The sequence below is a fragment of the Flavobacterium sp. KACC 22758 genome, assembly GCF_028736135.1.
In the GTDB taxonomy this organism is placed as follows: Bacteria; Bacteroidota; Bacteroidia; order Flavobacteriales; family Flavobacteriaceae; genus Flavobacterium; species Flavobacterium johnsoniae.
Window position 1 is genome coordinate 1,900,993 of record NZ_CP117878.1, and the last position, 12,995, is coordinate 1,913,987.

At 34.9% G+C, this 12,995-nt stretch carries 10 protein-coding genes; 3 read left to right on the forward strand and 7 right to left on the reverse strand.

All coding sequences use genetic code 11. The annotated features are described in order from the left end of the window. Positions 1-69 precede the first annotated feature (69 nt). The 5 genes from PQ462_RS08220 to PQ462_RS08240 all read right to left on the reverse strand — a co-directional run bounded on the left by PQ462_RS08220 (position 70) and on the right by PQ462_RS08240 (position 4,168). Positions 70-921: a sulfurtransferase gene (locus PQ462_RS08220; protein WP_274253064.1), complete on the reverse strand. Its 852-nt coding sequence runs from the start codon at positions 919-921 to the stop codon at positions 70-72. 1 nt (position 922) lies between these two features. Then, entirely contained in the window at positions 923-1,780 is an 858-nt protein-coding gene (locus PQ462_RS08225) for a ThuA domain-containing protein (protein ID WP_274253065.1), read from the reverse strand. An 8-nt stretch (positions 1,781-1,788) separates the two neighbouring features. After that, the gene (locus tag PQ462_RS08230; RefSeq protein WP_274253066.1) at positions 1,789-2,178 is read right to left on the reverse strand and encodes a DUF1398 domain-containing protein; all 390 of its coding nucleotides are present in this window, start codon (positions 2,176-2,178) and stop codon (positions 1,789-1,791) included. Between the two features lie 65 nt (positions 2,179-2,243). Further along, positions 2,244-3,236, reverse strand: a complete 993-nt coding sequence (locus PQ462_RS08235; RefSeq protein ID WP_274253067.1) for an alpha/beta fold hydrolase — start codon at positions 3,234-3,236, stop codon at positions 2,244-2,246. 95 nt (positions 3,237-3,331) lie between these two features. Beyond that, positions 3,332-4,168 (reverse strand): mechanosensitive ion channel family protein, encoded by an 837-nt coding sequence (locus PQ462_RS08240; RefSeq protein WP_149207862.1) that lies wholly within the window; start codon positions 4,166-4,168, stop codon positions 3,332-3,334. Between the two features lie 367 nt (positions 4,169-4,535). Between PQ462_RS08240 and PQ462_RS08245 the strand changes: the two genes are divergently transcribed. Further along, positions 4,536-7,505, forward strand: a complete 2,970-nt coding sequence (locus tag PQ462_RS08245) for a LamG-like jellyroll fold domain-containing protein (RefSeq protein WP_274253068.1) — start codon at positions 4,536-4,538, stop codon at positions 7,503-7,505. An 85-nt stretch (positions 7,506-7,590) separates the two neighbouring features. Here the strand turns inward: PQ462_RS08245 and PQ462_RS08250 are convergent, their stop codons facing one another. Together PQ462_RS08250 and PQ462_RS08255 are read right to left on the reverse strand one after the other, a co-directional pair. After that, entirely contained in the window at positions 7,591-8,028 is a 438-nt protein-coding gene (locus tag PQ462_RS08250; protein ID WP_274253069.1) for an acyl-CoA thioesterase, read from the reverse strand. Positions 8,029-8,132: 104 nt separating this feature from the next. Next, positions 8,133-9,404 carry a Na+/H+ antiporter gene (locus tag PQ462_RS08255; RefSeq protein ID WP_149207859.1) on the reverse strand — a complete coding sequence of 424 codons (1,272 nt, stop codon included), beginning with the start codon at positions 9,402-9,404 and terminating at the stop codon, positions 8,133-8,135. 360 nt (positions 9,405-9,764) lie between these two features. Here PQ462_RS08255 and dnaK point away from each other — a divergent pair, with 360 nt between their 5' ends. Both dnaK and corA read left to right on the forward strand, forming a co-directional pair. Continuing rightward, entirely contained in the window at positions 9,765-11,648 is a 1,884-nt protein-coding gene (gene dnaK, locus PQ462_RS08260; RefSeq protein ID WP_274253070.1) for a molecular chaperone DnaK, read from the forward strand. Between the two features lie 207 nt (positions 11,649-11,855). Next, on the forward strand, positions 11,856-12,929 hold the full coding sequence (corA, locus tag PQ462_RS08265; RefSeq protein ID WP_274253071.1) for a magnesium/cobalt transporter CorA: 1,074 nt from the start codon (positions 11,856-11,858) through the stop codon (positions 12,927-12,929). Positions 12,930-12,995 lie beyond the last annotated feature (66 nt).

Here is a 12,995-nt window from a genome sequence, read left to right on the forward strand (position 1 = left end):
AAGCGTGCTTCTTTTTATGCTCTTTTATACACAATAAAAATATATGTTTCTATGTGTTATAAAAAGAGATTATTGTTTGTCTTTAGTTGCCATTTCGCGGTCATTTCTGGACCATTCACTCCAAGAACCTACATAAAGTTTCGGAATTTCAATTCCGGCATAATCCATTGCTAAAAGCGTATGACAGGCCGTAACACCAGAACCGCAATGTACGATTATATTTTCGGATGGTTTGTTTTCTAAAACAGAGTTGTATTTTTCGGCTAAAATTTCTGCTGGTTTAAAAAGGCCGTTTTCATCCAGATTTTCACTAAACGGAACATTTACAGCTCCGGGAATATGTCCGGCGATTAAATCTAAAGGTTCTGTAAGTCCGTCAAAACGATTTTTATCTCTCACATCGATTACGATATTCTCACTGTTATTTCGAACTTTTTCTACTTCTTCAATATCGGCAGTTTTTAATTTCCATTCCGAAACGGGATATTTTTCGGCTGCTTCAAAAGTTTCAATTTCTGAACTCACAGGAAAACCCGCTTTTACAGCTTCTTGTAAACCTCCATTTACAACCTGAACTTTTTCGTGTCCTGCAGCTCTCAGCATCCACCAGAATCTTGAAGCTGCGTTTGAGCCGTTTTTATCATCGTAAATTATAATATGAAAAGAAGGTGAAATGCCAAGCTTAGAAAGTACATCAGAAAATTTGGAAAAAGATGGCAGCGGATGTCTTCCGCCATTTGCCGGATCTTCAACTGCCGCTAGATCTTTATTTAGATCAACATAACGAGCACCTTTTAAATGCTCTTTATTATAGTTTTCTTCGGCATTAATTCCTGCTCTGGCATCGATTAAAATGATTTCTGACGGATTTAATTTTAATAATTCGTCTGTATTGATGATAGAAGAAAGTTTTACAGCCATTTTATTTAATTTTTTTAGAATTCCCCAGCCAAAGCAATTCATTAAGAATTAACTGGTTTTGTGTTTTATTATCAAAAGTGTAGGAAAGTGTTTTATTGGTTTTGCCTTCGTAATCAATATCATTATGCCCCATATTTACATAGAACATTTTATATTTTGTATTGGTCCACACTACAGGATAATAGCCGCTGTGCCAGATTTCGTGTGCTTTTGGTCCTGTTCCTAAAGGAAAACTGCTTTCGTCTATTGCCAAAAGTATTTTTATATCCGGATTTTTGGTTAAATCATTGCTCCATCTGTACCATTCGTTTGGTGCAGAAGTAAAAGTTTTAGGAAGGTTTTTGGTTGCCGGATGCTGGTTTTCGACTCTTAAAACCGCCGATGTTGGTTTCCAGGTATTGCTTCCGTATTCGCCTGAACCTAAAAATGTATTGTGATACCAATCCCAATTTTGCGGATAGCTTGAATCTTTTAAAGCAAAGGCAGAAAAATGAAATCCGATAAAACCGCCGCCATTTTCCATGTATTTTTGAAAAGCTTCACGCTGTTCCGGAGCTTCGGGTCTTGTATCTAAAAATAGAACAACCTGATAATCGGCTAAAAATTTTGCATTTAAATTATTCCAATTGCTTGTAGAATCGTAAACAAAATGATTTTCCTGAGCAATTTTTGGAAACCATTTATTGGCTTCATGCACAAAACTTATATGTGCCTGATCGTTTTTGGCAGTGTAAAAAGCAATTGCCTTAAACTTCGTTTTTTCTTTTTTATGCTGAGAAAATCCTGTAAAACAAACTAAAAAAAGCATCAAAAAGATACTTTTTTTAGCAGTTGAATAAATTGAATTAAAATTTGTCATTTTAGAATTTATTCTGGAATTTTCTCGATTAAAATTTCATTTTCAGCACTGTCAAAATACGTGCAGGTCATTTCGATAATATCTACCCTCCATTTTGCAATACCGCATTGTCCTGCATGATTACAGAAAGTTAAGTAATCAGTTTCGCCCTGCTGATGTTTTACAAGAAATTCAATAAAAAGCTCTTTATTGACTGTTGCAGCAATTGAAATGGGATTATATTTTTCGTCAGATGTAACGATATAGCCATTTACGCCATAATATTCAACGTGTCCGTCATTCACAAAAGTGTCATAACCTTTTACACCCAGAATAATTAAATCTTGTATATAATTTGGAAAATCAGCACCGCTTTTTACTTTAGAATGTGCTTCTTTGATTTGGTCGATTGTAAACATATTATTTTAATTTTTAGATTAGCTGTATATAGGTTTTCAGTGCAATTGCCTTGCAGCGAAAAAAATTATTGTTTCAAAAATACGATTAATGGTTTTATAAATTGATCGAAAGATTCAATGTGAGGTAAATGTCCTGTGTTGGGAATTTCCACTAATTTCGAATTCGGAATTGTTTTTTGAGTTTTTTTGCCCAGTTCAGCATAATTTCCCATTGTTTTTCTCACTTCCTCAGAAACTAACGGTTTTCCAATTGCGGTTTTATCTCTTGTTCCGATGATTAAAAGCGTTGGACTTTTGATGTTTTTAAATTCGTATAAAACAGGCTGCGTAAAAATCATGTCATACATCAAAGCCGAATTCCAGGCTGCTTTATTGTAATCCGGAGCTGTTGTCCAGCCGGCGCCGAGCTCTGCCCATTTTTGGTAATCAGCATTCCATTTTCCGTCATAATAATTTTCCATTTGGTATTTTTTGATGCCTTCGTAATTTTGCTTTAATTCAGATTCATACCACCAGTCGACTGGTTTATATGGAACGACAAGTTTCCAGTCTTCAAGACCAATTGGGTTTTCGAGAACTAATTTTTCGGCTGTTTCAGGATACATCAAAGTAAATCTTGCGGCTAACATTCCGCCCATAGAATGGCCTAAAATGGTAGTTTTTGCAATGCCTAAATGATCGAGTAATTTTTTAGTGTTTTCTGCAAACTGCTGGAATGTATATTGAAAATTATCCGGTTTTGATGATTTTCCAAAACCAATCTGATCCGGAACAATAACACGAAAACCTTCTTTTGTAAGTGCTTTTATTGTAGTTTCCCAATAAGCACCGTTAAAGTTTTTTCCGTGAAAAAGAACGATGTTTTTATTGTTGTAATTATCGGGTTTTATATCCATATACGCCATTTTTAAATTTTGACGCTGCAGGTTTAATTCAAGAAACTGAACCGGAAATGGATAATCGTAATTTGTTAAATTTATGTCTAACGATTTTATTTTTTCTTTCTGAGAGAAAGAAAACAGCGGTAACAAAAGTATTAATGCCTGAATAATTTTCATTTTGACGCTTTTTTTGGGTTAAGAATTATAAAATTACGTCATGCATTTTTAAATGCAAGAATTTAAATCTTAAAATTATCAGAAAAAATGTGAATCTACTTTTTAAGCGTTACAACCCGCTGTGGATAGGGAATGTCGATTCCTGCTTCATCAAAACGTTTTTTGATACTTTGCAGTAAATCGCAGTACATCACAAAACCATCTGTAGAATTTTTTGCCCAGGCCCACGCTTTTAAAGTTACGCTCGAATCTGCCAGAGCCACAACTCTTGCTGTTACCAAAGGTGTTTTTGCTTTTTTATTTTCGGCAGTTCTGGTATCAATAAAAAGAGGATGTCTGGCAATTTCATCTTTCATTATTTCCAGCGCTTTTTCAACATCAGATTCATAACCAATTCCTATTTCGATTATTTTACAGCATTTGGTGTCGTGCATATTGGTATTTACAATAATTTGAGCGCTGATAACAGAGTTTGGAATTATAATTCGGTTGTTTTCGGCATCTTTTAAAACGACTTGTCTTAGGTTGATATCTTCTACAGTACCTACAAAATTGTTGATTGTGATTTTGTCGTTAATTCTAAAAGGTTTAAAGATTACCAAAAAGATACCGCTCACAATATTACTCAAAGCCTGCTGCGAAGCCAGACCAGCAACTAATGAAATAACTCCGGCACCCGCTAAAAACGAATGCCCGATAATTTTAAATTCTGGAATTTGAATTAAGGCAAATGCAAAACCCAGAATATAAATTACAGTTATAATTAAATGCTTTAAGAACTTAAATCCCGTGGCATCATATTCTTTATTAGTTAGTTTTCGGTACAAAAAATAACGTAACAATTTGTCTGTTACCGCTCCCAGAATAATGGTTGTAAGGGCAATTATTAAAATAATGATGCCTATTCTAAAGTCTTTTGCAAAGTCGAACATACCTTTTTACTATTTTTAAATTGATGCTTAACAAAGTTATTGTTATTAGCGAAAATACCCGATATCAAAGTAATAATTTTAAAATTGAAATAATTGAATTGAAATTGAGTTCTTGAAATTATTTATAATCTTTATTGTGTTAAAAATATGATTTAAATTTAAAAAAGCATCTGCGAGCTTCAGTTACATTATTTGAATTTAAATGAAATTTCTATTTCGGTTTTAATAATGTAAAATATTGATAATTAGAATTGTAAAACAGGATTGAACAGGACAGTCTCATTTGGTCTAATGGCTAATTTGGTTATAACTATTTAACCATTATAACCAAATCACTATGAGAAAAACTACCTCAAATTTTAAGCTTATGCTTAAAATTTTTATGAATTGCTGGCTGATTGTATCAGTTGGAAATGTAAAAGCCCAGACTCTGGCATTTCCGGAAGCAACGGGTTTCGGCCGATTTACAACCGGAGCGCGCGGTGCTGCAAATCCGCAGATTTATTTAGTAACCAATTTAAATGACAGTGGTCCGGGTTCGTTTCGTGATGCTGTGAGCCAGGAAGGAAGATTCGTGATTTTTAAAGTTGGCGGTATCGTAAACCTCCAGACTCAGGTTGTGGTTGCCGCTAATACCACTATTGCAGGACAAACGGCAACAGGCGAAGGAATTGTATTTTTAGGCCCAAGAGTTACCTTTACGGGAGCGAGTAATACAATTGCCCGATATCTTCGCATTCGATACGGCGGAACGGCTCAAAACCAAGATGCATCCGGATTGGCAAACGGCGCCAATATGATTTTTGATCACATGACTTTTACTTGGGGAACCGATGAAGTTTTTTCAATTAACTGGGATAATAAAGGTTTGAGTCCGGATAATATTACGATTCAAAATTCGATCATAGGGCAGGGACTGCATCGACATAATCATTCGGCGGGAGGATTAATTCAGCCTTCAGGCGGAAAAATAAGTTTAATAGGTAATTTATACATCTGTAATAAAACCCGAAACAATAAAATTAAAGGGATTAATGAGTTTGTAAACAATGTGGTTTACAATTGGGGAAATTACGGAAACACCTACGGACATACAGAATCTGGCGATGCCTACATTATGGGCGGCGATTCTGCCGGAAGTTCTGATGTAAACATTATCAATAATTATTTCATTGGCGGACCTAATACAAGCAATACAGTTTCTACACCTTTTAATCGCGGAAATGACAATTTCTCGTTGTACGGATCTGGAAATTATTTTGATAATAATAAAGACGGAGTGCTGAACGGAACTCTGGTTCCGGCAGATTTAACTGGATATCCAACAGGAAATGCCTCGACCATTCTTTCTGCGCCGTATGATTATCCAATGAAAAACACCACTTTAACTGCTCAGGATGCTTATAATAAAATTGTTTCGAGTGTTGGAGCGTCATATCCAAGAAGAGATCAGGTTGACAATTTAATGATTTCTGATTTGATGTCTAAAGGAACAACAGCAGCGTATGTGTATGTACAGACAGATTTAACAACGCAATTTGGTTTTACAAACGGAGGCGCAGGACACGTTTACGGGGCGCCGTCTCCTTTAGATTCAGATAATGATGGAATGCCGGATGCGTGGGAAGATGCTAACGGATTGGATAAAAATAACAGTGCCGATGCTTTGGCTGTAAGTACATCGCATTCGCCGTATTTTAATATTGAAGTTTACATTAACGGTTTAACGAATGTAACGCCGCCGGATTTTATTATTCCGCCTTCAAATGTCAATTTTACTAATGTGGTTTCGACTGAAATTCCGCCATCGAGTTCGTTTACTATAAATTGGAATGATAATGCCGGAAACGAAACTAATTATGTTTTAGAGCGTTCTTTAAACGGAACAGATTTTACGGTTTTAAGTACTTTAGGACCAAATGTAACGACTTACAATGAAGTAAATTTAGTACCGAATACGCAGTATTTTTATCGTGTAAAAGCAATAAATGCTACAGAATCATCGGTTTATACTCAAGTTGTTTCTGTAACCACACCGCCAATTCCGTCGGCGCCAGCCAAAGTAACAAATCCAACTCCGGTAAATACTGTTTCTAATGTAGAATTGACAAATGGTAATTTGACTTTAAAGTGGAACGGAAGTTCTAATACCACAGCATATTCTGTTTATTTTGGAACAAATGCTTCAAACCTGAATAAGCTTGCAGATGTACCGTATTCAGCCAGCCCATCGTATCAGGTTACAGGTTTAAATTCGGCCGTAAATTATTACTGGAGAGTAGATGCTGTAAATGCTAAAGGAACAGCAACAGGCGATGTTTGGAGTTTTAGCGCCTTAACATCAAGTCTTGTTGGTCATTGGCCGTTTAAAGAAGCAGCACTTCAGGGAGAAGAAATTGCAGATATTTCGAGTTATGCCAACCATGGAATTTTAGACCCTGATTTTGATAATGCAAATGTAAGAGTAGCAGGAAAAGCAAATAATGCGATCGATTTTTCGACTTCTGCCAATAACAAATCGATGGTAAATATTCCAAATCAGGATTATTTGCTGTTTGATAAAAACTCGTTTACGGTTTCATTTTGGATGAAAGCCGCACCGGCTTTACTGCCAAGTTCTTCTGCCACTAGTATTTATGTTTTGTGCAAAGGTTCTTTTACCAAAAACACAACAACGGGAGCTACGGGAAGAAGATATAATGTTGAGATTAAAGGAGGCCTTTTGCGTTTTGCAATTGATGATGATAAAACGAAAAAAGAAGTAACTACGGCTGCAGCCAAATATTTTACAGACGAATGGGTAAATGTGGTCATTATGAGAGATATTCCAGCGCATAAAATCAGAATTTATACAAACGGTGTTTTTTCTGCCGAACTGGATGAAACTGCCGTAACCGGAATTTCTGAAGAAACGGATCTGATTATTGGAAATATCGGCGAAATTGAGTTAACATCCGGAACGGCTCCAGCACCCTACAAAGGACAATTTGATGAATTACAGATTTTTAATTATCCTCTAAATCCCACAGAAGTTGCTGCATTGTTTACACAGGATTTTTTAAGCACAAATAAATTTAATCAGGGAAAAAGTATCGTAAAAGTGTATCCAAATCCGGTGAAAGATCAAATATTTATTACTGTTCCGGATCATACATTTGCATCGGCAACCGCTTCATTAAGTGATATTACAGGAAAAACGATTATTAGAGAAAAAATCATTTCTGACGAAAACGGAGTTTTTACTTTGAATGTTGGAAATAGAAAAATAACCGGACTTTATATTTTGAATATTTCGGGAGAAAATTTCAGCAGTAATTTTAAGGTTTTAGCAGAATAAAAAGCAGAAAAAAAAGCAGAAAAAAATCCAAAAGTATAATTCTAAATTATGTTTTTGGATTTTATATTTTGATGTTTTTTAAAACTTAAAGTCCAACAAAATCATCGCTTTTTGGAAAAATACTTAAAGCCTCAATCGCAATTTCAGGGGTTGGAGAAGCCAGTTTTCTTAGTTTTGTATCCATCCATGCTCCATCAACAGTAATGGTGGCGCAAAGTGTGTCGTCTTCTCTTCTAAACTCATGAATAATTGACCAGCGGGAAGCATCGGCCTTCATTTTTGATGTTTTAGTATGAATGAAGATTTTGTCTGAAAGTTTTAATTCTTTTCTAAAAACACATTCTTCTCTAAATAAAACCGGTCCAAAAGCCTGCGTCTGCATTACTTTTAAAGTTAATCCTAATTCTTCAAGGATTTCGATACGATGCTGTGCGCCAAAATCGTAATAAGCGCTGTGGCGAACGTGAAAATTAGGATCAAGATCTGACCAGCGAAAAGATATTTCTTTTATAAATGATGCCATTTTGTAGTTGTAATTTTAATGAGAATCGAAATTACGAATAAAAAATAAACGAATAGCATGAAATTACTATGCGTGCATATTTTTTTATTTTTTTTCTAACTTTTCTAAGATTCTATTTGTTCTGGTTTAGAGTTTAATTTTTTGACAATAAACGGAAGTGTTAGTCCCTGCCCAATAAGCGTAAAAAGCACTACGGCGACAGAAATAAAGATAATTGCGTTACGTTCAGGAAACGGATTTCCGTCTTCTAGAAATCTTGGAAGCCCAATGGCAATGGCAAGTGATACAATACCGCGCATTCCTGACCATCCTAAAATTATACTGTTCTTAAAGTCTAAAAGAGCATCTTCGCTGATTTTTCTTCTTCCTTTTCGATTTTTTTGAAACGCTTTTTGAAGATTAATTTTTTGAAGAAATATCCTGACGAATCGTATCAATAAGGCAACTATGGTTATAATGAATGCGTAACCAATGTAAGGTAATATCATATCATCGTCAATGTCTTTTAATACATATCTAAAATTAAGTCCGATCAGGATAAAGATTAATCCGTTTAATAAAAAGATGATAATATCCCATAAACTTCGGGAACTGTTTTTTAAACTTTCAGGAAATATTTTTTTGCTGAAACGCGCAATCGCCAACCCGGAAATAACCACGGCAATAACTCCGGAAACATGCAGCTGCTCTGCAATTAAATAGGTTACAAAAGGCATTAAAAGCATGAAACTAATCGTGACATTTGAATTTTTGTGGACTTTTTTCAAAATAACAGCTAGAATTTTTGACATTACAAATCCTACCAGAAAACCTCCTCCTAATAATAAAATAAACTGCAGTGCTGCCTGCCAGATTATAAAAGCAGATCCCAGTACGGCAGCAACAGCAAATCTGTAAGCTACTAATGCCGAAGCATCATTTATCAAACTTTCGCCTTCGAGAATGGTAATGGTTTTATGAGATATTCCTAATCCTTTTGTGATACTTACAGCGGCAACGGCATCGGTTGCAGAAAGAATCGCTCCGAGTACAAACGCAAGAGGCCAGGTTATATTAGGAATCATATAATGAGCCACAACAGCAATCCAGAATGTAGTAAGAAAAACTAAAGTAATGGCTAGTGTGCTTATCGTATTGATATTGGTTTTGAAATCTTTAGGAGAGATATTAAATGATGCATCATATAATAATGGAGGCAGGAACAATAAAAAAATAATTTCAGGATTGATTTCAATTTCAGTCATGGTTGGAATAAAACCAATAGCAATTCCCACAATCACTAAAAGAATAGGGTAGGGAAGTTTTGCTTTATCAGCAAAGGCAGATAATCCGATAACAATGGCAAGTATAAATATAATAATGCTGTAGTTTTCCATTTTTTAGATTTAGAAAAATGCTAATGTAATTAATTTAGGTATTTAATTAAAAATATTCTGATTTGGTAAATGTAAAAGTTCTAATGAAAATTATTGACTTAGCCCCGATAGAAGCGGCATCCTTTTATGGCGGTGTTCGCCATAAAAGATACAGCGGAGAGCGGGAAACAGCTCCTGAATAATGACATGGAAATTAGTATTATGCCACGAATGTCAGTCTTTAAAAATGTCATGTTGTCAGATGATTATTAATGTGTCAATAACAAAACTGACATTTTACTTTGGTTTTTTATATTGGCATAAAGATTGACTTATGCCACCTGAGTTATAAAAAATAAATCAAAATTAAATATATAAAAAATGGGTAAAATAATCGGAATTGACTTAGGTACGACGAACTCTTGTGTTTCTGTAATGGAAGGTAACGAAGCAGTTGTTATCCCTAATGCAGAAGGAAAAAGAACGACTCCATCTATCATCGCTTTTGTTGAAGGTGGCGAAATTAAAGTAGGGGATCCTGCAAAAAGACAAGCAGTAACGAATCCTACAAAAACGATTGCTTCTATTAAACGTTTTATGGGACACACTTTTGCTGAAACTCAAGATGAGGCAAAAAGAGTTCCTTACAGTGTTGTAAAAGGTGACAACAATACGCCGCGTGTGGATATTGATGGTCGTTTATACACTGCTCAAGAATTGTCTGCAATGACACTTCAAAAAATGAAAAAAACTGCTGAAGACTATTTAGGTCAAACAGTAACTGAGGCAGTTATTACAGTTCCTGCTTACTTTAACGATGCTCAGCGTCAGGCTACAAAAGAAGCTGGTGAAATCGCTGGTCTTAAAGTTATGCGTATCATCAACGAGCCAACTGCTGCTGCACTTGCTTACGGATTAGATAAAAAAGGAAATGATCAAAAAATTGCTGTTTACGATTTAGGTGGAGGTACTTTTGATATCTCTGTTCTTGAATTAGGAGACGGTGTATTTGAAGTATTATCTACAAATGGTGATACTCACTTAGGTGGTGATGATTTTGACCAGGTTATTATTGACTGGTTAGCTGACGAATTCAAAACTGAAGAAGGTATTGATTTACGTTTAGATCCAATGTCATTACAGCGTTTAAAAGAAGCTGCTGAGAAAGCTAAGATTGAATTATCATCTTCTGCTGAAACAGAAATCAACTTACCATACGTAACTGCTACTGCTTCTGGACCAAAACACTTAGTGAAAAAATTATCTAGAGCTAAATTTGAGCAATTATCTGATACTTTAGTAAAACGTTCTATGGAGCCAGTTGCTAAAGCATTAAAAGATGCAGGTTTATCTACATCTGATATCGACGAAGTAATCCTTGTTGGAGGTTCTACTCGTATGCCAAGAATCGCTGACGAAGTTGAAAAATTCTTCGGTAAAAAAGCATCTAAAGGTGTTAACCCTGATGAGGTTGTTGCTATTGGAGCTGCTATTCAAGGTGGAGTTTTATCTGGAGATGTAAAAGATGTATTGTTACTTGACGTAACACCTCTTTCTTTAGGTATCGAAACTATGGGTGGTGTATTGACTAAATTAATCGAGTCTAACACAACTATCCCAACTAAAAAATCTCAAGTATTCTCTACTGCTGCTGATTCTCAACCATCTGTTGAAATCCACGTTTTACAAGGAGAAAGAGCTATGGCTGCTGATAACAAAACTATCGGTCGTTTCCACTTAGACGGTATTCCACCAGCACCAAGAGGAGTTCCTCAAATCGAAGTTACTTTTGATATCGATGCTAATGGTATCATCAAAGTTTCTGCAACTGACAAAGGAACTGGAAAATCTCACGATATCCGTATCGAAGCTTCTTCTGGTTTAACAGCTGAAGAAATCGAAAAAATGAAAAAAGACGCTGAAGCTAACGCTGATGCTGACAGAATTGCAAAAGAAAGAGCTGAGAAATTGAACGAAGCTGATAGTACTATCTTCCAAACTGAATCTCAATTGAAAGAGTTAGGAGATAAATTAACAGACGATCAAAAAACAGCTATTGAATATGCTTTAACTGAATTGAGAATGGCTCACCAATCTCAAGATCTTGACGCAATCCAAAAAGGATTAGACAATGTTAATGCAGCTTGGAAAACAGCTACAGAAGCAATGTACGCTCAAGGTGGTGACCAAGGTCAACAAGCTGCTCCACAACAAGAGCAGCCAGGAGACAACGTTGAAGACGTTGAATTCGAAGAGGTAAAATAATTACTAGTATTAAATAATTAGTACAAAGTATTAAGATAGAAAACCGAGTCAGAAATGGCTCGGTTTTTTTGTTTAAGTTAATATAAAAGTAGTAAAAAGATTACTTTTTAAATCGCCCCATCTTTTTAAATCTTTCTGATCAAACTGACAATTGTCATTTCTCATTCAGATTCTTTTTCGTAATATTACTATTGTAAATTTTTTTGAATGAGAAAGATCAAATACAAAAAGGGACGCAAGCTGCAGCATATTACATTAGAGTACACAGGTTCGCATAAAGAGCATGAAACAGAAATGCAGCTTTTCGTATATGATGATGCAGATGTTATTGAGTATGATAAGTTTACGGTTTTAGCTTTGAATTCTTGTTTTGACTACACTAAAAATAATTGGTTAAATGTTCATGGTTTAAATGATATTAACTTACTTAAAACAATTGGCACGCATTTTAAGTTCGATGATTTTCTTTTATCCGATATTTTAAACACAACCAAAAGAACCAAGTTAGAAGAACAGCAAAACGTTTTATTTTTCAATATAAAATCACTTCTGCCTTCTGAATATTCAGATAATATAAGCGTTGAACAAATTAGTTTTATTCTGAAAGAAGGAATACTAATTTCGTTTCAGGAAAAACGAAGCGATTTCTTTACCCATATTCGTGAGCGCCTTCGCACACATGCAGGAATTGTAAGAACAAAAAAAGTAGATTATCTCTTGTATTTACTTTTAGATGCCGTTATGGAAAACTTCTATATTACACTCGAAGATGAAGAAGATAAAATAGAAGAATTAATCAATTTGACTAAAAAAGATGCAAAGCCCGTTATTTTAGAAAAAATTGAAAATCATCGCGATAATTTAAACTTCTTAAAGCGTTCTATAATTCCACTTAGAGATTCATTGTATTATCTCAAAACGATTAAAGACGATGATGAAAACAACGGCTTAATTCAAAGAGAAACATTTAATTTTTTTATCAGGCTGCATCAAAAGAGTTTAGAACTTTTAGAACAGATAGAATCGGATATGAGTGCATTGGAAAGTGCTTCTAACTTTTACTTTTCGGAACAAAGCCGAAAAATGAATGAAATTATGAAAACGCTGACTATAATTTCAGCCATATTTATTCCGCTGACCTTTATTGTTGGAGTGTACGGAATGAACTTTGAAAACATGCCCGAACTTAAAACCCAAAACGGCTATTTTGTGGTCATGGGCATCATGTTTTTATTGGTAATAGCCCTAATCGTTTATTTCAAAAAACGACGTTGGTTTTAACGTTTGTTGCAAACTGTTGAACGATTTGATTTGTGTAAATTTTTTATTGAGAATAATATAAATAAT